The organism is Nonomuraea mesophila, from assembly GCF_004352805.1.
Lineage (GTDB): Bacteria > Actinomycetota > Actinomycetes > Streptosporangiales > Streptosporangiaceae > Nonomuraea > Nonomuraea longispora.
The window spans coordinates 1-20,750 of the sequence record NZ_SMLD01000037.1 but is presented as its reverse complement, the minus strand read 5'-3'; the positions used below and the strand labels follow the sequence as shown (position 1 = coordinate 20,750).

Here is a 20,750-nt window from a genome sequence, read left to right as displayed (position 1 = left end):
ATACGCCATTTCACCATGTGAAACGCAAGAAAGGGAGGCGGGGGCTTATGTTCGACCGTGCGTTGCTGGCCCGCCGGGACCTGTTCAAGATCGGCGGCCTGGCCGCGGCGACGGCCTCCCTCGGGGCCTGCGCGAGCACGAAGCCCTCCGGCGGCGGACAGGGAAGCGCCGGGACCGCCCTGCGGGTCTCGCTCGCCTCCGACGCCACCACCCTCGACCCGCAGAAGCAGGGCGACCTGCCCTCCATGAACGTGCTGATCAACGTTTTCGACACGCTCACCGTCCGGGACACCGACGACAAGCTCTCCGGCGGCCTGGCCGAGCGCTGGGAGTCGAAGGACGACAAGACCTGGCGCTTCCACCTGCGCAAGAACGTCACCTTCCACAACGGCGAGCCCTGTGACGCCGCCGCCGTCGCGTACAGCATCGAACGCCTGATCGACCCGGCCACCCGGTCGCCCATCGTCGAGCTGCGCCTGGTCACCGGCGCGAAGGTGATCGACCCGCACACGGTCGACCTGGTCACCAAGGAGCCCGACCCGATCCTGCCGGCCAAGCTGTCGTTGTTCGGCGGCGTGATCGTGCCGCCCAAGCACATCAAGGAGAAGGGCGAGAAGGCCTTCGCCGAGCATCCGATCGGGACCGGCCCGTTCACGTTCGAGCAGTGGCAGCGCGACAGCCAGATCACGCTCAAGGCCAACCCGGACTACTGGAACGGCAAGCCCGCCGTCGAGCAGCTCGTCTTCAAGGTCATGCCGGACCCGTCGTCGTCGCTGGCCGCGCTCCAGTCGGGCGAGGTGGACATCGTGACCGGCCTGACCCCCGACGCCGCGCAGCAGCTCGGCGACGCCCCCGGCTTCAAGGTCGTCACCTCGCCGGGCGTGCGCACGTTCTTCGTCTCCCTCGACACCGAGGAGGGGCCGCTGAAGGACAAGCGGGTGCGCCAGGCGCTCAACCACGCGCTCGACGTGGACGCCCTCATCGCGTCGGTGCTCAACGGCGCCGCCGAACGCACCCCGACCCTCATCCCGCGCCAGGCGTTCGGCTTCGACCCCGCGATCAAGCCGTACCAGCACGACCTGGCCAAGGCGAAGAGCCTGCTCGCCGCGGCCGGGCACCCGGACGGGTTCTCGCTCAAGCTCTCGTCCTCCACGGCCGACAAGGACATCACCCAGGCCATCGCGGGCCAGCTCGCCGAGGTCGGGGTCAAGGCCGAGGTGTCGCTGCTGGACCCGGCCACGTTCAAGGGCCGCCTGGTCTCGGACAACCGCAAGGCGCTCGGCGCGATGTACTTCGTCGGCAACTCCGGCTGGACCATGGACGCCTCCAGCAACCTGCAGTCGTTCGTCCGGCACGACCGCCGCCAGAGCCGCTGGAACAACCCGGAGGCTGACGCGCTCATCGACAGGGAAGAGCAGTCGGTCGACCCGGAGGTGCGCCAGGAGGCGTTCACCGAGCTGCAGAAGATGCTGATCGAGGAGTCGCCGTTCCTCTACCTCTACCAGGCGAGCATCCTGTACGCCGTCAGCGACAAGGTGCAGTGGAAGACCAACGCCAACGGCACCCTCGCGATGGCGAACGCCAAGCTCGCGGCCTCATGACGGGATTCGTCGCCCGGCGGATCGGCCACACCCTGCTCGTCCTGTTCTGCGTGGCCACCGTCTCGTTCTTCATCGTCCGGCTGGCCGGCGACCCCGTACAGCAGATGTTGCCCCCGGAGGCCACCGCCGAGCAGGAGGCCACGCTGCGGGCGAGCCTCGGCTTCGACCGGCCGCTGCCCGAGCAGTACGTCTCCTACATGACGGGCCTGCTCAGCCTCGACTTCGGCCAGTCGGTGTTCTTCCACCGCCCCGCCTTCGAGGTCATCATGGAACGGCTGCCGCTCACGGTCGACCTGGCCGTGGCCGCGCTGGCGTTCACCCTGGTCGTGTCGATCCCGGCCGGGATCGTCGCGGCCGTCAAGCGGGGCAGCGCGACCGACACCTCCGTCATGGCCTCGGTGCTGGTCGGCCAGTCCACGCCCGCGTTCTGGGTGGGCATCCTGCTCATCCTCGTCTTCGCGGTCCACCTGCAGTGGCTGCCCGCCTCGGGCACCGGCTCGCCCGCCCACCTGGTGCTGCCCGCGATCACGCTCGGCCTCTACTCGGCCGCGATGATCGCGCGGCTGCTGCGGTCCTCGCTGATCGACGTGCTCGGCGAGGACTACATCCGCACCGCCAGGGCCAAGGGCCTGTCCGGGTTCATGGCGGTCACCTCGCACGGCCTGCGCAACGCGTCGCTGCCGGTCGTCACCGTCGTCGGCCTGGAGGTCGGCAGCCTGCTCGGCGGCGCCATCCTCACCGAGCAGGTCTTCTCCTGGCCGGGCATCGGGCGGCTGACCGTGGAGGCGATCACCTACCGCGACTATCCGCTGATGCAGGCCACGGTGCTGTTCCTGGCGGCCGTGTTCGTCGTCGTGAACCTGATCGTGGACCTGTCGTACGCCCTGCTGGATCCCCGGGTGAGGCTGAGCTGATGCCGACCGCAGTCCTGCGCGCGCTGCGCCGCAACCACGCCGCCAAGGTCGCCGTGGGCGTCATCGCCCTCGTCGTGTTCGTCGGCCTGTTCGCGCCGCTCATCGCCCCGCACGACCCGAACCTGCAGAACCTCGATCTGAAGCTGCGCCCGCCGTTCTGGATGAGCGGCAGCGAGCCCGGCTACCTGCTGGGGACCGACAAACTGGGCCGCGACGTGCTCAGCCGCATCATGTACGGCACCCGCGTCTCCCTCCTCGTCGGCCTGGCCGCCACCCTGCTGTCCGGCGTGGTCGGCGCCGTGATCGGGGTGATCAGCGGCTATTACCGGGGCTGGCGGGAGCAGGTGTTCATGCGCCTGGCCGACGTGCAGCTCGCGTTCCCGTCGATCCTGCTGGCGCTGGCCATCATCGCGGTGCTCGGGCCGAGCCTGTTCTTCATGATCCTGGTGCTCGGGCTGACCGGCTGGGTGTCGTACGCCCGCGTGGTCCGCGCCGAGGTGCTCTCCCTGCGGGAACGCGAGTTCGTCACCGCGGCCAGGGCCATCGGCGACACCGGGCCGCAGATCATGGTGCGCCACCTCGTCCCCAACATCGTCGCCCCCCTGGCCACCATCGGCACCCTCCAGGTGGCCGCGATGATCGTGGCGGAGGCGTCGCTCAGCTATCTGGGGCTCGGCGTGCCGCCCAGCGTGCCCACGTGGGGCAGCCTGCTGGCCGACGGCCAGCTCTATCTGCGCAGCGCCTGGTGGATCGCGGTCTTCAGCGGCGCTGCCATCATGATGACAACACTCGCGATCAACGTCACCGGCGACCTCCTTCGCGACGTCGCCGACCCGAAGGCCTACACCCGATGAACCTCGCCACGCACTACAGGTGCGACGACTGCCACGCCACCTTCCCGCTGAAGACCCCCGCCCTGCTCTGCGAGGCGTGCGGCGGCCTGCTCGAGATCGACTACGACCTCGGCCCCGCCGAGCCGCAGGACATCCTGGACCGCGCGGCGAGCCGCCGCCACCTGGGCTTGTGGCGCTGGTCGGATCTGCTCCCGCTGCCCGAGCTCGCCGAGCCCCTCCACCTCGGCGAGGGCGACACCCCGCTGATGCGCCCCAGGAGGCTGGGCCGCCACATCGGCCTGCCGGGCCTGCTGGTCAAGAACGACACGCTCATGCCCACCGGCAGCTTCAAGGACCGCGGGTTCTCCGTCGCGGTCGGCTTCGCCAGGGCTCTGGGCGTGACGCAGGCGTTCACCTACAGCTCGGGCAACGCCGGGGCCTCGTTCGCCGCCTACGCGGCCAGGGCCGGGATCGAGGCCACGGTCCTGGTCGAGGACGTCGCCAACGAGTCCAAGATCGCGGCCATCAGCCTCAGCGGGGCGCGCGTGCTGCGCCTGCGCTACCGGTCGAGCCTGGAGATCTTCGCCGGCGTGAGCGCCCTGTCGGAGGCCGGGTTCTACTGCTTCGTCAACTTCATCAACCCCGTGCGCCACGAGGGCATGAAGACGTACGCGTACGAGATCTGCGAGGCGCTCGGCTGGCGCGCGCCCGACGTGATGGTGCACCCGGTCGGCACCGGCGGCGGGTTGTACGGCGCGTGGAAGGGCTTTCGCGAGCTGAGGCGGCTCGGGCTGATCGACCGGCTGCCGAGGATGGTGGGCGTGCAGCCGGCCGCGTCCGCGCCGCTCGTACGCGCCTTCGCCGAGGGAAAGACGGTCGCCGGCCGCCACGGCGACGCCAACAAGACCGTCGCCCAGAGCATCGCGGGCGACGCGCCCATCCAGGGCGGCGCGCGGGTGTTGCGCGCCGTCTACGACTCGGGCGGCCGGGTCGTCGCGGTCGACGACAACGACCTGTTCGAGGCGATGCGGCTGCTCGGCGAGGAGGGCGTCTCGGCCGAGCCGTCGGCCGCGGCCTCCACCGCCGCGCTGCTGCGCGCCCGCGCCCAGGGCTGGGTGTCGGAGAGCGACACCGTGGTCAGCGTGGTCACCGGTGGTGCGCTCAAACAGCCGAGCGCCCTCGCCCAGGCCGCGCGCCCACCCCAGGGAACGGTCGAGGCCGACCCGGCCGAACTGCTGCGCATCTTCAGGGGAGGCGGCGGATGAGCCTGCTGGAGATCAACGACCTGCACGTGGAGTTCCGCCTGGACGCGGGCACGGTCCGGCCCGTCAACGGGGTGTCGCTGTCGGTCGAGGCCGGCCAGACGCTCGCCGTGGTCGGAGAGTCGGGCAGCGGCAAGACCGCGACCGCCCTGTCGATCCTGCGCCTGCACCCCACCCCTCCCTGCCACTACACCGGCGGCGAGATCCTCGCGGGCGGACGTGACCTGCTCAAGCTGCCCGAACGGGAGATGCGCCGCATTCGCGGCAACGAGATCGCCATGGTGTTCCAGGACCCCATGACCAGCCTCAACCCGCTCAAGACCGTCGGCGCGCAGATTGCCGAGTCGCTCCGCCTGCACCAGGACATGTCGAGGTCCGAGGCCAGGGCCCAGGCCGTGCGTGCGCTGCGCGAGGTCGGCATCCCCAACCCGGAGCGGCGGGCGGGGGAATATCCGCACCAGTTCTCCGGTGGCATGCGCCAGCGCGTCATGATCGCGATCGCGCTCGCCTGCCGGCCCAAGATCCTCATCGCCGACGAGCCGACGACCGCGCTCGACGTGACGGTCCAGGCCCAGATCATGGAGCTGCTCGCGGCGCTGCAGGATCGGTTCGGCATGGCCATCGTGCTCATCACGCACGACCTCGGCGTGGTGGCCCGCTCCGCGGACCGGGTCCTGGTCATGTACGGCGGCCGCCCGGTCGAGCTGGCCGCCGTGGACGAGCTCTTCGACGCGCCGCGCATGCCGTACACGAAGGCGTTGCTGCGCTCCATGCCCCGCTCCGACGTGCCGGGCGGGGCGCCGCTCGACCCGATCCCCGGCAGCCCGCCCAACCTGTTCGCGCCGCCCGGCGGATGCGCGTTCCACCCCCGGTGCGCTCTTGCCGTGCCCGAGTGCGCCACCGAGGTGCCGCCGCTGCTGGAGCGCGCGCCCGGGCACAGCGCCGCCTGCCTGCTCGAAGGGAGCCCGTAGATGGCCGAGCCGCTGCTGTCGCTGCGCCAAGTACGCAAGGAGTTCAGCTCGAAGGTGGTCGCTGTGGACGACGTGTCCTTCGACGTGTACCCGGGCGAGACGCTCGGCCTGGTGGGAGAGTCGGGTTGCGGCAAGACCACGCTGACCCGGCTCATCCTGCGGCTGGTCGAGGCCGGCGGGGGCGAGATCTGGTTCGACGGCAGGGAACTCCTCGGCCTGCGCCAGAAGGAGCTGCTGGGGGTGCGCGAGGACATGCAGGTCGTGCTGCAGGACCCGTACGCCAGCCTGAACCCCCGCATGCGCGTCGGCGAGATCGTCGCCGAGCCGCTGGTCACCCACGGCCGGGTACGCCGCCGCTCGGCCGCCGCCCGCGAGCGCGTCGCCGAGCTGCTCGACGCCGTCGGGCTGGAGGCGGGCAGCCAGGACCGTTTCCCGCACGAGTTCTCCGGCGGCCAGCGGCAGCGCATCGGCATCGCCCGCGCCCTGGCGCTGGAGCCGAAGCTGGTCATCTGCGACGAACCGGTCAGCGCGCTCGACGTGTCCATCCAGGCCCAGATCGTCAACCTGATGAAGCGGCTGCAGGCCGAGCGCGGGCTGACGTACCTGTTCGTCTCCCACGACCTGTCGATCATGCGGCAGATCGCCACCCGCGTCGCCGTCATGAACCTCGGCAGGATCGTCGAGCTGGCCGGCACCGAGAGGTTGTTCACGGCGCCGCGCCACCCGTACACGCACAGCCTGCTGTCGGCCGCGCCCGTGGCCGACCCGAAGGTGGAGCGGACCCGCCGGCGCATCGTGCTCAAGGGCGACCCGCCGTCGCCCGCCGACCCGCCGTCCGGGTGCAGCTTCCACACCCGCTGCCCGGCCGCTCGCGCCGAGTGCTCGGCCACCCGCCCGCCGCTGGCGCCCCAGGACGATCCCGGTCACACCGCGGCCTGCCTGTTCCCGGTGTCGGACGTGGCCGCCCTGACGTGAAGCGGCGCCCCGCCGCACGGGCTCGGGGTGCGGCGGGGCGCCGGGGCGAACGGGGCGGGCCGGAGTGCCCCGTCCGCGGTGGCGATGGTCAGACCTCGATGGTCAGCAGTTTCCTGCCGGTCGAGGTGACCACCTCGAAGTGGTCCACGTCCTTCAGCGGCGTGGCGCTGCCGCCGTGCATGTAGAGGGGGTCGGGCGAGCCCGGCACTCCGTACCCGGCTGGAGGCACGGACCATCCGGTCATCACCCGGCGTTCTCCCTTCTTGCCGACCGAGATCAGCTCGCACTCCAGCGGCCCCTTGACCCCGGCCAGCTTGAGCGCCGCGTGCGTGCCCCAGGCTTTGTCCTCCACGACCAGCCCGCCGGTCACCCCGTCGACGCCCTTGCCCTCGATGGGGGTGCCGCCGGCGAAGAACTGCTCGGCCGGGCCCATGTTCTCCGCCTCACCCTGCGCGACCGGCGGCTCGCCCGCGCTGAGCTGCGTGCCGACGGTCAGCCCGCCGGCGACCAGCGTGACGGCCGCCGCCATCCCGGCGGCGAACGTCCCCTTGCGCCGCCGCCTGTGCGCCGCCCTCCTGCGCCCGAGCCGGCCCGCCGCGTCGCCCTGCGAGAAGACGTCGCCGGAGGACGGCGGGCGGGGATCCTCGGGAAGAGGGCCGATGCCGTGCAGCACGCTCGCCACCCCGGCCAGGTCGGCCAGCTCGGACCGGCAGGAGGGGCAGCCGAGCAGGTGGGCCTCGAAGGCGAACTTGTCGTCCTCCTCCAGGAGGCCGAGGGCGTAGGCGCCGACGTCGGTGTGCTCGACGCGGGAGGTCATGCCGTCACCCCCCGCTCCTCCAGTGCGATCCGCAGCGCGCGAACGGCGTAGTAGACACGGGACTTCACGGTGCCGACGGGGATGCCCAGCGTCCGCGCGGCGTCGTTGACCGAACGATCGCGCAGGATCGTCTCGTTGAGGATCTCACGATGCGCCGGCGACAGCGCCTTCAGCGCCTCCGCCACGACCACCTGGTGCAGCAGCCCCTCCATCCCGTCGGGCACGGACATGCTCTCCAGCTGACCGTCGCCCGACTCCTGCGGGCGGGCGTCCCTGCGCCGCCGGTCGTCGATCACGATACGCCGGGCGACCGTGGCCAGCCAGGGCATCAGCGAGACCGCGTCGGGGTCGAGCCGTTCCGCACTGCGCCAGGCACGGATCATCGTCTCCTGCACCACGTCTTCCGCCCACTGCCGGTCGCCGGCCGTGAGCCTGATCACGAAGGCCAGCAGCGGCCGGTGATATTCCCGGTAGAGCGCGGACACGACCACCTCGTCGTCCGGCACCGCGTACGGCGCCACGCCGTCGCCGACGCCCACGCCGTCGTCCGGTCGCACCCGCCGGAGCCAGTGTCGTAGGCGCGGCCTGCCCATCGGGAGGGCCCCCTCGGCCGAGGGCGGGGGATACGTGCTGATCCGCATCATTCCCCTTTCTCGCGTCCGTCGGGAGGTGGTACGGCCGGCCGCCATGTCACGGTTCAACAGATCGCGATACTTAATGTGATTGCGCACGTCGGGGAGGGATGCGTAGAGTCGCATCGAGAACCGATCGAGGAGGTGAGGACCTATGCGGGCTGTTCTGCTCGTCATGCCGTCCGTCCACCTCCGGGCCCTCGTCTGAGCTGCCCGGCTCCTTCTCGCATCAAAGGGTTCACTGCCTTGTCTTACGATCTTTCCCTGCTCGGCTGGAGCGATGAGCGCGCCGCCGAGCTGCCCGCCGGCACCGTCCCCGGACGGGTCGCCCGCGTCGACCGCGGCGCCGCCGAGGTGATCGCGGCCGACGGCCAGCATCACGCCCGATACGCCGCTCCCGTACGCAGGGCGGCCGCCGCCGACCCGGTGGCGCTCCCGTGCGTCGGCGACTGGGTCGCGCTGTCCTGGCTCGACGAGGGCCGCTACGAGCTCGACCGGGTCCTGCCGAGGACGACCGCGTTCATCCGGGGAGGCGTCAGCCGCACCTCGGTCGGCGGCCTGTCAGGCGACGGCCAGGGCCAGGTGCTCGCGGCCAACGTCGACGTCGTCTTCGTGGCCGAGCCGTCCATGCACTCCACCGACTTCGCCGACCTCGGCCGCATCGAGCGGCTCGTCGCCCTGGCCTGGGAGTCCGGGGGCACCCCGGTCGTCCTCATCACCAAGTCCGACCTGTTCGAGCAGGGCCTCGACCAGTTGCTCGCCGACGTGCGGGTGGCCGCGCCCGGCGTCGACGTGCACGCGGTCTCCTCGCTGAACGGCGACGGCGTGCGGCTGGCCGGCGACTACCTCGAAGGCTCCCGTACGGCCGTCATCCTCGGCCCGTCGGGCGCCGGCAAGTCCACCCTGGTCAACGCCCTGGCCGGGGAGCCGGTCATGGTGACCCAGCAGGTGCGCGCCGCCGACGGGCGCGGCCGGCACACCACCGTGCACAGGGAGCTGATCCCGCTGGCCGGCGGAGGGCTGGTCATCGACACGCCGGGCATCCGCAGGATCGGCCTCTACGACATCGGCGAGGGCGTCGACCTGGTCTTCTCCGACATCGAGGCGCTCGCGGAGCAGTGCAGGTTCGGTGACTGCGGGCACGCGGGGGAGCCCGGGTGCGCGGTGCTGGCCGCCCTGGACAGCGGCGAACTGCCCGAGCGGCGCCTGCAGAGCTGGCGCAAGCTGCAGCGGGAGGCGGCGTGGATGGCCGCGAGGACCGACGCGCGGCTGCGCAAGGAGCAGCAGAACAAGTGGAAGGTCATCACCAAGGAGATGCGCCGCTCGGGCCGCAACCGCCCCTGACCCCGGCCGCACCTCACCACTGACCCGCCGGGCGACCGCCCGCCGGCCCGCCTGGTGTGGCGGTCCCTGGCGGTGTCTGGCGGTGCCTGGCGGTGCCTGGCGGTGCCTGGCGGTGCCTGGCGGTACCGCTGATCCCTGCCGGGGTGGCCGTTCGCCGTGACGGGAGGGGCGTGCGGAGGCGAGGAGGCCGTGCCGGCGGGTAGGCGAAAAGCATGATGCTATTCGCAGACCGGGCCGAGGCCGGCGCGCTGCTCGCCGAACGGCTGCGGGACGCCCGCGATCCCGTGGTGCTCGCGCTGCCCCGCGGCGGGGTGGCGGTGGCCGTGCCCGTCGCGCGCCGGCTCGGCGCCGTGCTCGACGTGCTCGTGACCAGGAAGATCGGCTACCCGGGGCAGCCCGAGCTGGGCGTCGGCGCGATGGCCGAGGGCGGTGAGCCCGTGTTCGACCTGACGTTGCTGCGCCGGCTCGGCCTGACCCCCGAGTCCGTCTCCGACGTGGTCGCGCAGGAGCGCCGCGAGCTGGCCCGCCGGGTGCGGGTCTACCGGGGTGAGCGCCCGCTGCCCCCGCTGCGGGGTCGCGACGTGATCGTGGTGGACGACGGCCTGGCGACCGGCGGCACCGCGCGGGCCGCGCTCAGGGCGGTCGCCACGGCCAAGCCCGCCACGGTGACGCTGGCCGTGCCGGTCGGGGCTCGCGAGACCGTCGCGTCCTTGCGGGAGGAGGCCGACGAGGTGGAGGTGCTGCTGACGCCGGCCGACTTCAGGGCCGTCGGGCAGTGGTACGAACGCTTCGACCAGCTCAGCGACGACGACGTTCTCGAACTGCTCCGAGAGGCGAGATCATGACGAGGCCCTGAACCGGTGGGCGGTGTGGACCGGGCTTATGGTTTCGGGGAAGCCGGGCGACGGGAGGCGAGGTCACGGTGGGCGGCGCGAGGAGGGCTCAGCCGACGAGCACGGCCCAGACGAGCTTGCGCTGGTCACCGGGGGAGAGCCAGCCCCATGCGGTGCAGAGGGCGTCCACCAGCCGCAGCCCTCGCCCGAACTCCGAGAAGACGTCGGGCGCGGCGGCCACCGGCACGGTGTGGCTGTGGTCGGCCACCACGCAGGCCAGCTCCGGGCCGTGGGAGAGCAGGCGGAGCTGGGCCACGCCGCCGCCGTGCCGCATGGCGTTGGTCACGAGCTCCGAGACGACGAGCTGGACGTCGAACGCCACCTCCACCACGCCCCACGCGGTGAGCGTCTGGTCGACGAACCGCCGCGCGCTCGACACGCACGAGGGCTCGAGGCGCTGGTGGAAGGGGAAGACGGCGTCGCACTCCCCGGCACGGCCCTCCACCAGGACGGACGAGAGCCAGCGCGGAGGCCGGGAACCGATGGCGGCTTGCGGCCGAGCGTCGAAAGTCGTCATTCAGGCCCCCGAAGCGCGGTCTGGTGATCCAATGCCCATCTTTACGGGGAGTGCTTACCGATGCAAGACTTTTCGTAGTTTACGGATGCGAATCGCATCTGCACGTGCAGATGATCTAGGAGCGATGCAGTGAGCGCACCAAGCACGGAGGGAAGGCTGCTCAGGCATTCCCCCGGGAGCCCGACGGTGCTGCGCATCCTCCTGGGCACCCAACTCCGCAGGCTCCGCACGGAGAAGGGTATCTCGCGCGAGGACGCCGGGTACTCGATTCGCGCATCTCACGCCAAGATCAGCCGGCTGGAGCTCGGCCAGGTCAGCTTCAAGAAGCGCGACGTGGCCGATCTGCTCACCCTGTACGGCGTCACCGACCCCGCCGACCGCGAGCCGCTGCTCGCCCTGGCCGAGCAGGCCAACGCCCCGGGCTGGTGGCACCAGTACGGCGACCTGCTGCCATCGTGGTTCGAGGTCTACATCGGCCTGGAGGGCGCCGCCTCCAGCATCCGCACCTACGAGAACCAGTTCGTCCCCGGGCTGCTCCAGACGCCCGCCTACGCCAGGGCCGTGATCGAGCTGGCCCACGAGAAGGCCGCGCGGTCGGAGCTCGACCGCCGGGTGGCGCTGCGCATGGCCCGCCAGAAGCGGCTGGACAGCGGCCTGACGTTCTGGGCGGTGATCGACGAGGCCGTCGTACGCCGCACGCTGGGCGGCCCGGAGACGATGAGGGAGCAGCTCGCGCACCTCCTCGACGTCACGGCGGAGCGCAACGTCACCGTGCAGCTCATGCCGTTCGACCGCGGCGGGCACGCGGCGGCCGGCGGTCCGTTCAGCATCCTGCGCTTCCCCGAGCGCGAGCTGCCCGACGTGGTGTACATGGAGCAGCTGACCAGCGCCCTCTACCTGGACAAACCCGCCGACTCCGACCACTACATGGAGGTCATGGACCGGCTCAGCATCCAGGCCGAGGAGCCCAAGGCGACCCGGCGTTTCCTGGAGCGGCTCATTTCCGGTTGAGCTGCTGATATGCCTGTGATCCACGGCATACCAGGATTTTTGGTCGTCCGGTATATGCGCCTCGGCACGCTGTCGTATTGTCAACTCGCAAGCGCGGATGCACGTGCATCCGTAAGATCGCGAGGAGTCGCCCCCATGCACGAGTTCCGGAACGGAACGCCCGCCGGCCGCCTTCCCGTCGTCTGGCGCAAGAGCAAGCAGAGCAACCCCAACGGCAACTGTGTCGAGGTCGCCGGCCTGCCCACGGGGGAGATAGCGATGCGCAACTCACGTTTTCCCGACGGGCCCGCGCTCGTCTACACGCAGGCTGAGATCACCGCGTTCGTCCTCGGAGCGAAGGACGGAGAGTTCGACGACCTGATCGTCTGAAGCGGGGTTTCGTCGCCGGGTGGGCCGGGTTACGGTCCGCCCGGCGTTTCTTTTCGGTCAGCGAGGCAGGGGCGTGCGGGCGCGGGCGTGTGCCCGCCGGACCGACGCGGGCGACGTACGGATGAGGCGTGCATGACGCGCCGGGCCGGCGCGGGCGACGTGGTGTGCGTGACGCGCCGGGCCGGCGCGGGTGACGGGCCGTCGCGCCCGGAGGGCGCGGGAACGCCGAAAGCCCGGACCCGCGCGGGGGACGCGCCGGGTGCCGGGCTCCGTGACGGGCACGCCGGGTTTCCGGCGGCCGCCGTGGATCGCGGCCGGGCGTCGCCCGGCCGGACCGCTGGGTGGTGCTGATGGTGCCAGGTGAGGTGCCTGATCAGGCAGTTGTTCCGACCGGGTTCGCCAGAGCCTGGACATGGAGGGCCAGGCTCTGGTTCATCGGGACAACTGCGTGATCACGCGATGCTGGTGACGCAGCCGGGTGTGTGTCAGGCGGCGGAGATGCCGGCGCTGGCCGCGCGGCGCATACGACGGCGACGCTCGCTCGCGCGCTCGTCCTCGTTGAGACCGCCCCACGTGCCGTACTTCTCGGGCCGGGACAGCGCGTAGTCAAGGCACTCGGTGCGGACGGGGCACTGGGCGCAGATCGCCTTCGCCTTCCGCTCACGTACGTCACGCTCGGGCTGCCGCTCCCCGTCGGGGCCGAAGAAGAGCACGAGGTCCTCACCCCGGCACGCGGCATCATCCTGCCAACCCCAGCTGGGGCGCGGGCGGGCGAGCTGCCGACGTACCTGAGACATGAGAAAACCACCTTCGTGAGAGGTATTTCGGAATTAAGCCGCATTGGACGCTTGTGGCGTCACTGTTCCAACGCAAGGTCGGGCCGTGATGTTCCCTGGTCAGGCGAGAGCAGGCGTGGCGTACCGCACAGGCGTGAGCCTGTCCAGCGAAACCAGCCGGTAGGTGGTGATCGTCTCGGCGCAAGCCGTGCCACACGGCGCTGTGAACGCCGATGGCTCAACCACAACCTGGAACCGGACGTCGCCGCAGCGCACAATGGCTTCGGTGACGTCGCCGTCCGACCTGGAGGATTCCACGGCCACCGCGCCGACGGAGCGCTCTCCCGTATGGGCTCGGGCGAAGTGCTCCACGGCTTGCAATGGCTCAGGGATGCCTGCGCGTCCCCGGTAGCGGTCGAGAATGATCTCGCCCGACCGGTACGCGTTAGCCGCTGCCAGTGCAGCAGCCTGAGACATGCTGCCGTAGAAAATTCCGTGTGGCAAGCACACGAGGTTGGCGGCGTAACGATCGCCGCCAACGTGTGACGTTTCCCACACTCTGTCCGGCAAAGATTCGGCCAGTGACCGAGCGAGGGGTAGTCCAATGCGGGCGCAGCACACATTGCGCTTGGCGTGCGTGCAGACCAGAAATACCGGCTCGTCTTCAAGTATGCAGGACTCCGGGACCACTCCGGTCACGAAAGCGTCCAGGTCAAGATCGTCGGGACCTGCGACGACGCCCCCCGCGAGCCACGGACGATCACCTGCGGCGTGTCCCAATAGCACACGGATGCCCTGCTCCTGCTGGCGGGTCCGCTTCCCCGGGCGGCGGATCAGCTGGGGCCTGATACCGCGTTCGAGCGCCCGGCGGACGAGTTCGGAGATTTCTTCAGGAAGTTCGAAGTTTTCCAGGCGGGAAGGCCACGCGCCGGTGTATTCGATGAGCAGCCAGAGCCTGGCCCCCACGGTGGCACTGGCCAACGTGGGCACCTCCCCCGTGTGGCACCCGCTGGGATGCTCGCAGCTCCTCGCCAACGCCTGTGCTCCCTTCCCGTCAGATTAGGTAAGCCTAATCTAACGGGTCGGTGCTACCGGGCGTGGGGTGTTCCGCGCAGTACGTCCCGTGTCGCGGCCAGCGCGCGCTCCCTGTCCCGCTCGACCAGGCCGATCCTGGTCCGGCGGTCCAGCAGGTCGCTCTCGTCGAGCGCGCCCTCGTGCAGCACCGACCACAGCAGCTCGCCCTGGGTGATGCCGAGCCCGACCTCCTCGGGGTGCGCCTTGACGAGCTCGTGCACGGCCTCCGCCTCGCTGCCGTACCGCTCGGCCAGCCCCACCGGCACCCCCGGCGGCTGCGGGCCCGCCCCCACGAGCGGGATCTTCCTCGTACGGCTCCGCCGGCCCGGCGACCTCGCGGCCGAGACCGCCCGATCCACCGCGTCCTCGGCCATACGCCGATATGTCGTGAGCTTGCCGCCCACGACCGTGACGAGGTTGCCCTCGGACACCACCGCGTGCCTCCGGGACAGGTCGGACGTCCGCCCGTCGGCCGCCAGAAGGGGCCTGAGGCCCGCGTACGCGCCCGCAACCGCCTCTCTGGTCACCGGAGCCTCAAGAACGCCGTTCAGCACCTCCAGGAGCGTTCTGACGTCTTCCTCGGGCGCCTCGGGCACGTCCGGCACCGGTCCGTCCACCGGCTCGTCCGTGAGCCCGACGTGGATGCGGCCGTCGTGCTGGGGGAGCACGAGGGCGAACCGGTTGCTCTCGTCCGGGATGGGCACGTGCATGCCCGCGATCAGCCCGGGCAGCGTCCCCGGCGACAGGACGAGGTGGGTGCCGCGCGACGGACGCAGCCTCACCTGCGGATCCAGCGATCCCGCCCACACCCCCGTCGCGTTGATCACCGCTCCGGCCCGGATGGTGAACTCCTCGCCCGTCAGCTCGTCGCGTACGTCGGCGCCCTCGGGCGAGAGCCGCAGCGCGCGGCAGCGGGTCAGCACGCGGGCGCCGTGCGCGGCGGCGGTCCTGGCGATCGCCACCACCAGCCGGGCGTCGTCGAGCAGCCGCCCGTCCCACGACAGCAGCGCGCCGCGCAGGCCGTCGCCGTCGAGCACGGGCGCGAGGGTGCGGGCGCGGGCCGCGGTCAGCCGCGTGGGGCCCGGCAGCAGGCGGCGCGGGGTGCGGGCGGCGGCCCGCAGCGCGTCGCCCAGCCGGTAGCCGGCCGCCATCATGAGCTCCCGGCCCCGCGAGACCGCGGGCGTCAGCGGCAGCACGTACGGGTGCGCCTTGACCAGGTGCGGAGCCGTCGTACGGAGCAGGACGCCACGCTCGGCCGCGCTCTCGTGGGCCACGTCGACCTGCCCCCTGGCGAGGTAGCGCAGCCCGCCGTGGATGAGCTTCGAGCTCCATCGCGACGTGCCGAACGCCAGGTCGTGGGCGTCGATCGCGGCCACGCGGAGCCCCCGGGACGCGGCGTCGAGCGCGGCCCCCGCGCCGGTCGCGCCGAGCCCCACCACCAGCACGTCCATCCGCTCCTCGGCGACCCGGCGCAGCTCGCGGGCCCGTCTGCGGGCGTTCAGCGAACTTCCGGCGGCAGGCTCGGTCATCAGCCCGTCACCCTCTCCGCGGGGCGGGCGGCGGTGGCACGTTCAGCTGCTCTCTCGTCGGTCAAGGTATCCCTCCAGCAAGGCGGCGAGTTCGGTGTCGAGGTCGTTCACGGTCACGGGGTCGAGCATGGTGGGAGCCGACAGCAGGAACGACTGGGCCACCAGCAGCACCGCTCTGGCCCTGCGCGGATCGCCGAAGCCCCGCTCCAGCACCTCCAGCACGGCCTCGTGGGTCGCCCCGCGCCGGTCGAGCAGGTAGGGGAGCAGCAACTCGGGATCCACCTCCACGATCTTGCGCCACAACGGGTGCGCGCGCAGCCCTCGCACGCCCGCGACGACCGCGCGGACCGGGTCGGACATGTCAAGCTCCGCGACCACTCGTACCCACTCCCTGGTCATCACGTCGGCGACCAGCGTGCGCACGTCCGGCCAGTGGCGGTAGAGCGTCATCCGTGACACTCCCGCCCTGCGCGCCACGTCCGTGAGCGTCGTCCTGCGCACTCCGTAGGCCAGCACGCAGTCGCGGGCGGCGTCCAGAACGCCGTCATTGTGACGAATCGACGTCATGTGTCACAGTGTACCCATGCCTGGTGAACCCATGTCATGGTCGGGCTGGGGCGACCCCGCCCGCGCCCGGGAGCTGCCCGAGCAGGTCCGTACGCTGCTGCACGACCTGCTCGGCGTACGCGCGCCCGCCACCCCCGCCGCCTCCCTGGAGTCGGTGCGGCTCCCGCCGGTCGCCCTGTCGGGGCCGATGGTCGAGGCCCTCGCCGGCGTGGCCGGCGCGGAGCACGTCCTGACCACGCACGAGGCCCGCGTACGGCACACCCGCGGCAAGTCCACCCCCGACCTGCTGCGGATGCGTGCGGGGGACGGCTCCGACGCGCCCGACGCCGTGGTGTTGCCCGGCTCGCACGAGGAGGTGGCCGCGCTGCTGCGGCTGTGCTCCGCCGAGCGGATCGCGGTCGTGCCCTTCGGCGGCGGCACCTCGGTCGTGGGCGGGCTCGCCGCCGCCCGCGCCGGGTTCGCCGGGGTCGTCGCGCTCGACCTGGCCAGGCTCGACCGGCTGCGCTCGGTCGACACGGAGTCGATGGTGGCCGAGTTCGAGCCGGGCGTGCGGGCCTCGGAGGCCGAGCGGCTGCTCGCCGCGCGCGGGCTGACGCTCGGGCACTTCCCCCAGTCCTTCGAGTACGCCACGCTCGGCGGCTTCGCGGCGGCCCGCTCGAGCGGCCAGGCCTCCGCCGGGTACGGCCGCTTCGACGACATGGTCATGGGCCTCACCGTCGCCACCCCGGCGGGCACCCTCGACCTCGGCCGCGCCCCCAGGTCGGCGGCCGGGCCCGACCTGCGGCAGCTCGTCCTCGGCTCGGAAGGCGCCTTCGGCGTCATCACGTCGCTGCGCCTGCGGGTGCGCCGCGCGCCCGCCGAGCGCCGCTACCAGGGATGGCGCTTCCCGTCGTTCGCCGCCGGCTCCGCGGCCGTGCGGGCGCTGGCGCAGGAGGGGCCCCTTCCGGCCGTGCTGCGGCTGTCCGACGAGACCGAGACCATGATCGGGCCGGCCAGGCCGGACGCCATCGGCGCGGGCGGCTCCGGCTGCCTGCTGATCGCCGGTTACGAAGGCGCCACAGTGGCGGATCGGCAGGGGGCCGGCGCCGCCGTACTGGCCCGGCTGGGCGGCGAGCCGCTCGGCGCGGACCCCGGCGTGGCGTGGGAACGCGGCCGGTTCTCCGCGCCGTACCTGCGGGACTCGCTGCTCGCGGCCGGAGCCACCGTCGAGACGCTGGAGACGGCCGGGTTCTGGGCGAACCTGCCGCGCCTCTACGACGCCGTGCGGCTCGCCCTGCTCGGGGCGCTCGGCTCGCCGCTGGTGATGTGCCACATCTCCCACGTGTACGAGACCGGCGCCTCCCTGTACTTCACCGTCGTCACCCCGCAGGACGCCGACCCGCTCGCCCAGTGGCAGCGGGCCAAGACGGCGGTGAACACGGCCATCGTCGAGGCGGGCGGCACCATCACGCACCACCACGGGGTCGGCCGCGACCACCGCGACGCGTACGCGGCCGAGCTGGGTCCCGTCGGCGTGAGCGTCCTGGAGGCGGTCAAGTCCCGGCTGGATCCCGCGGGCGTGCTCAACCCGGGCGTGCTCGTGCCCCCGGCCGGGGGCTGCTGAGCCTCCCGGGCCGGCGTGCGGGCAGCGGCGGCGGGTGTGCGCGGTGGCGGGGGCACGGGGTGCCGGGGACGGCCGATCGGCCGGGTGGTCCGGTGGCCGGCCGGGTGGCCGGCCGGGTGGCGTCGGGTCGTCAGTCGGGTGGGAGGAGCCGGTCGGCCTCGGCCACCAGCGCGGCGGCCTCGCTGTAGCGGTGGAGGGCCTCCAGGACGGCGGCGAGCCGGTGCAGCGAGGCCACCAGCGGGGCGCCGCCGGCCGAACGGGTGAGCGCCACCGCCTCCTGGGCCATCGGCAGCGCCTCCATGGGGCGCCCCCGCCGAAGCATCAGCCGCGCCCCCGTGGCCAGGCACCTGGCCAGCAGCCCCGAGTACTCCTCAGGCGACTTCCCGACCAGAACCCGGCTCCTCGCGATGGCTTCGTCCAGGCTCTTGAACGCCGCTCCACCCCAACGGGGCCGAGTCTGCGCATAAGCCAGTAAACCCTCAATAGCGTCCACTTCGGATGTGCCTCTGCGGGTCGCGTCATCAGGGCCGTTACGGGTCATGGGAGCCTCCCCTCGGCGGTCCCAACCGCTTGCTTGGGGTGGTGAGGGTACACCATGGTGCACCCTCCGCGTCCCTGGCGGCACGGAGCGTTCAAGATGCGTGATCGGTAGATCACGGTAAAACTGTGGTCATGGTGGAAGTCGCGGCCGAACGCGCAAAGCAGCTCTCCTCGCGGGTGTCGGAGGCGGGCGCCGGGTGGGCGTGTCCGCAAGTGGGGACGTTCGAGCAGCTCAGACCGGACAGGCGGGGTTTCAGCTGGCTCAATCTCCGTACGTTGTGGCGCTCGCGTAATGAGGTGCTGGCCGGGTTGCTCGGTGATCCGTCGGGGCAGGTGCGGGCGCAGTGGGTGGCGGCTCAGGAAGCACGCGGGATCGATCCGGAATTTCGTATCAAGGCACCTGCCGGCGGAAATTTCAGTTTCTTGCTGCTCGGTGATACCGGTGAGGGAGATGCCTCCCAGTACGCCGTTGTTCCGGGAATGTTAAAACTCGGGAAGGAGACGTCGTTCGCCGTCATCGCGAGCGATGTGATCTATCCGACGGGATCGGGCAACGAGTACGACGACAAGTTCTTCCGCCCGTACAAGGACTATGACGCCCCCATCTACGCCATCCCCGGCAACCACGACTGGTACGACGGCCTCGGCGGGTTCATGCGGGTCTTCTGCGACGCCCGGCTCAAGCCGAAGCCCGACCGCGGGCTGCGGGGGCTGCTGTGGCGCAGACCGGAGCCGATCGACGAGGCGCGGCTGGCCGAGGCGCGGGAGCTCAGGGGCAGGCCGTCCCAGCAGGCGGAGCAGCCGGGGCCGTACTGGGTGATCGAGAGCGACAGCCTGCTGATCGTGGGGGTCGACACCGGCATCAGGAACACCATCGACAAAGGGCAGACCGCGTGGCTGCGGCGTGTCTCGCTCGACCCCCGTCCCAAGATCTTGGTGACGGGCAAGCCCATCTACACCGCCAACGCGTACAAACCGTCGCCGCTTGAGGAAGGCGGCACGATCGACGACATCGTGCGCGACCCCGCACACCGGTACGTCGCGGCCATCGGCGGAGACGTGCACAACTACCAGCGTTATCCGGTCAAGGTGGGCGACCGGGTGATCCAGTACATCGTGTCGGGAGGCGGCGGCGCGTTCATGCACGCGACGCACACCATCCAGCGCGTCGACGTGGCCGGCGTGCACGAGGACGACTTCCGGTGCTACCCGCTGCGCGGCGACTCGCTGTCGTTCTACAGCCAGCTCTACGCCACCAGGCTGCGGATGAAGTGGCTCTACCTCACCCCCGCCGAGGCCGCGTGCGTCATGTCGGAGCACGTCAAGAACCAGCCGGTCAGGACACCCGAGGGAACCGTCGCGATCACCCGCAGGATGCGGTGGGCGGCGCGGCTGCTCGGGGCCTGGCCGTGGCCGTTCAGGCTGCCCGTGGACAGGGTGTTCCACCGCTACCTGTCGGAGCTCTCCGACTGGGACACCCCGCCGTTCTTCAAGCAGCTGATGCACGTCACGGTCACGCCGGAGGAGCTGACGTTGCGCTGCTTCGCCGCCACGGGGTGCCTGGGGCAGGAGCTGGAACCGCCGCTGGAGGACGAGGTACGCATCAGCCTGGCGTGAGACCGGCCCGGGCCCGGCTTTGTCGGAGGCGTTTGGCACTCTTGACCCGTGCATGTCGTGGTCGCGGGGGAGACGCTGCTCCCGGTCGGTGGCGTCGCTCGCCGTCCCGCCGATCCGGCGCGGGCGGTCGCCGAGCTGGAGGCGTCCGAGCGCCCGCGCTGGGTCTGGGCCGACGCCCGTGAGGACTACGCGCCCCTGGTGGCGCGCGGGGTGCGGGTCGCGCGCTGCCACGACATCGCGCTTACCGAGGGGCTGCTGCTGGCGCACGAGGGCCGCTACGGCGAGGCCCGCTCCGCCAGGGCCGCGTACGCCAGGCTCCACGGGCTGGCGGTCCCCGACGACGAGCCGAGCGCGCCCGGCACGCTGTTCTCGCCCGAGCCGCTGGGCGCGGAGGCGGTCGCGGAGGTGCTGGCCGACCAGCTCGGGCGCATCGCCGCGCTGCCCGAGCCCGGAAGGTTCCGGCTGCTGGTCGCCGCCGAGTCCGCCGGGGCGCTCATCGCGGCCGAGATGGCGCACGACGGCATGCCGTGGCGCGCGGACGTGCACGACGAACTGCTGACCGAGCTGCTCGGGCCGCGGCCCGTGCACGGCATGCGGCCGGCCAGGCTGCAGGCGCTGGCCTCCGAGGTGGCGGCGGCGTTCGGCCACCCGGTCAACCCCGACTCGGTGCAGCAGCTCGTCAAGGCGTTCAAGGCGGCGGGGGTGACGCTGAAGACGACCAGGTCGTGGGAGCTGAAACGGGTCGACCACCCCGCTGTGGCGCCGCTGCTGGCTTACAAGGAGCTGGCCAGGCTGTTCAGCGCCCACGGGTGGGCGTGGGCCGACCAGTGGGTGCGCGCCGGCCGCTTCCGCCCCGAATACGTGGTGGGCGGGGTGGTCTCCGGCCGGTGGGCCACCAGCGGGGG

At 71.7% G+C, this 20,750-nt stretch carries 20 protein-coding genes and 1 pseudogene; 13 read left to right on the top strand and 8 right to left on the bottom strand.

Annotated features, from left to right (window positions below):
- Positions 1-47 precede the first annotated feature (47 nt).
- The 6 genes from E1295_RS16620 to E1295_RS16595 are packed head-to-tail and all read left to right on the top strand — an operon-like array spanning position 48 to position 6,556.
- A complete protein-coding gene (locus tag E1295_RS16620) occupies positions 48-1,601 on the top strand; it encodes an ABC transporter substrate-binding protein (RefSeq protein WP_132631183.1) in 1,554 nt (517 codons plus the stop codon).
- The gene (locus E1295_RS16615) at positions 1,598-2,515 is read left to right on the top strand and encodes an ABC transporter permease (protein WP_132631182.1); all 918 of its coding nucleotides are present in this window, start codon (positions 1,598-1,600) and stop codon (positions 2,513-2,515) included. Before E1295_RS16620 ends, E1295_RS16615 begins: the two co-directional genes overlap by 4 nt.
- Positions 2,515-3,369, top strand: coding sequence for an ABC transporter permease (locus E1295_RS16610; protein ID WP_132631181.1), 855 nt, complete (start codon positions 2,515-2,517; stop codon positions 3,367-3,369). The genes E1295_RS16615 and E1295_RS16610 overlap by 1 nt, the downstream gene beginning before the upstream one ends.
- On the top strand, positions 3,366-4,613 hold the full coding sequence (locus E1295_RS16605) for a threonine synthase (RefSeq protein WP_132631180.1): 1,248 nt from the start codon (positions 3,366-3,368) through the stop codon (positions 4,611-4,613). The genes E1295_RS16610 and E1295_RS16605 overlap by 4 nt, the downstream gene beginning before the upstream one ends.
- Positions 4,610-5,581, top strand: coding sequence for an ABC transporter ATP-binding protein (locus E1295_RS16600; protein WP_132631179.1), 972 nt, complete (start codon positions 4,610-4,612; stop codon positions 5,579-5,581). The genes E1295_RS16605 and E1295_RS16600 overlap by 4 nt, the downstream gene beginning before the upstream one ends.
- Positions 5,582-6,556, top strand: coding sequence for an ABC transporter ATP-binding protein (locus E1295_RS16595; protein ID WP_132631178.1), 975 nt, complete (start codon positions 5,582-5,584; stop codon positions 6,554-6,556).
- A gap of 88 nt (positions 6,557-6,644) precedes the next feature.
- On the opposite strand, the gene E1295_RS16590 is transcribed toward E1295_RS16595, so the two are convergent.
- Entirely contained in the window at positions 6,645-7,373 is a 729-nt protein-coding gene (locus E1295_RS16590) for an anti-sigma factor family protein (RefSeq protein ID WP_132631177.1), read from the bottom strand.
- Positions 7,370-7,930, bottom strand: a complete 561-nt coding sequence (locus E1295_RS16585; RefSeq protein WP_246080085.1) for a sigma-70 family RNA polymerase sigma factor — start codon at positions 7,928-7,930, stop codon at positions 7,370-7,372. The genes E1295_RS16590 and E1295_RS16585 overlap by 4 nt, the downstream gene beginning before the upstream one ends.
- A gap of 321 nt (positions 7,931-8,251) precedes the next feature.
- On the opposite strand from E1295_RS16585, the gene rsgA reads away from it, so the two are divergent.
- Together rsgA and E1295_RS16575 are read left to right on the top strand one after the other, a co-directional pair.
- Positions 8,252-9,349 (top strand): ribosome small subunit-dependent GTPase A, encoded by a 1,098-nt coding sequence (rsgA, locus tag E1295_RS16580; RefSeq protein WP_132631175.1) that lies wholly within the window; start codon positions 8,252-8,254, stop codon positions 9,347-9,349.
- Between the two features lie 212 nt (positions 9,350-9,561).
- The gene (locus E1295_RS16575) at positions 9,562-10,194 is read left to right on the top strand and encodes a phosphoribosyltransferase (RefSeq protein WP_132631174.1); all 633 of its coding nucleotides are present in this window, start codon (positions 9,562-9,564) and stop codon (positions 10,192-10,194) included.
- A 97-nt stretch (positions 10,195-10,291) separates the two neighbouring features.
- On the opposite strand, the gene E1295_RS16570 is transcribed toward E1295_RS16575, so the two are convergent.
- Positions 10,292-10,759: an ATP-binding protein gene (locus E1295_RS16570; RefSeq protein ID WP_132631173.1), complete on the bottom strand. Its 468-nt coding sequence runs from the start codon at positions 10,757-10,759 to the stop codon at positions 10,292-10,294.
- Between the two features lie 186 nt (positions 10,760-10,945).
- Between E1295_RS16570 and E1295_RS16565 the strand changes: the two genes are divergently transcribed.
- Together E1295_RS16565 and E1295_RS16560 are read left to right on the top strand one after the other, a co-directional pair.
- Entirely contained in the window at positions 10,946-11,770 is an 825-nt protein-coding gene (locus E1295_RS16565; protein WP_181958002.1) for a helix-turn-helix domain-containing protein, read from the top strand.
- A 135-nt stretch (positions 11,771-11,905) separates the two neighbouring features.
- Positions 11,906-12,139: a DUF397 domain-containing protein gene (locus tag E1295_RS16560; protein WP_132631172.1), complete on the top strand. Its 234-nt coding sequence runs from the start codon at positions 11,906-11,908 to the stop codon at positions 12,137-12,139.
- Between the two features lie 485 nt (positions 12,140-12,624).
- Here E1295_RS16560 and E1295_RS16555 read toward each other — a convergent pair whose 3' ends face one another.
- From E1295_RS16555 to E1295_RS16540, 4 genes are all read right to left on the bottom strand, one after another.
- Positions 12,625-12,936 (bottom strand): WhiB family transcriptional regulator, encoded by a 312-nt coding sequence (locus E1295_RS16555; RefSeq protein ID WP_101784355.1) that lies wholly within the window; start codon positions 12,934-12,936, stop codon positions 12,625-12,627.
- A gap of 99 nt (positions 12,937-13,035) precedes the next feature.
- The gene (locus E1295_RS16550) at positions 13,036-13,905 is read right to left on the bottom strand and encodes a sucrase ferredoxin (RefSeq protein WP_246080083.1); all 870 of its coding nucleotides are present in this window, start codon (positions 13,903-13,905) and stop codon (positions 13,036-13,038) included.
- Between the two features lie 98 nt (positions 13,906-14,003).
- On the bottom strand, positions 14,004-15,518 hold the full coding sequence (locus tag E1295_RS16545; RefSeq protein ID WP_132631170.1) for a glycerol-3-phosphate dehydrogenase/oxidase: 1,515 nt from the start codon (positions 15,516-15,518) through the stop codon (positions 14,004-14,006).
- A 42-nt stretch (positions 15,519-15,560) separates the two neighbouring features.
- Positions 15,561-16,085 (bottom strand): TetR/AcrR family transcriptional regulator, encoded by a 525-nt coding sequence (locus E1295_RS16540; RefSeq protein ID WP_132631169.1) that lies wholly within the window; start codon positions 16,083-16,085, stop codon positions 15,561-15,563.
- Between the two features lie 31 nt (positions 16,086-16,116).
- On the opposite strand from E1295_RS16540, the gene E1295_RS16535 reads away from it, so the two are divergent.
- Positions 16,117-17,688, top strand: a complete 1,572-nt coding sequence (locus E1295_RS16535; RefSeq protein ID WP_132631222.1) for an FAD-binding oxidoreductase — start codon at positions 16,117-16,119, stop codon at positions 17,686-17,688.
- Between the two features lie 130 nt (positions 17,689-17,818).
- Here the strand turns inward: E1295_RS16535 and E1295_RS16530 are convergent, their stop codons facing one another.
- Positions 17,819-18,181: a hypothetical protein gene (locus tag E1295_RS16530; protein WP_132631168.1), complete on the bottom strand. Its 363-nt coding sequence runs from the start codon at positions 18,179-18,181 to the stop codon at positions 17,819-17,821.
- Positions 18,182-18,405: 224 nt separating this feature from the next.
- On the opposite strand from E1295_RS16530, the gene E1295_RS16525 reads away from it, so the two are divergent.
- Entirely contained in the window at positions 18,406-19,845 is a 1,440-nt protein-coding gene (locus tag E1295_RS16525) for a metallophosphoesterase family protein (protein WP_425465347.1), read from the top strand.
- A 48-nt stretch (positions 19,846-19,893) separates the two neighbouring features.
- Positions 19,894-20,750, top strand: a pseudogene (locus tag E1295_RS16520) (bifunctional 3'-5' exonuclease/DNA polymerase); the annotation flags it as partial.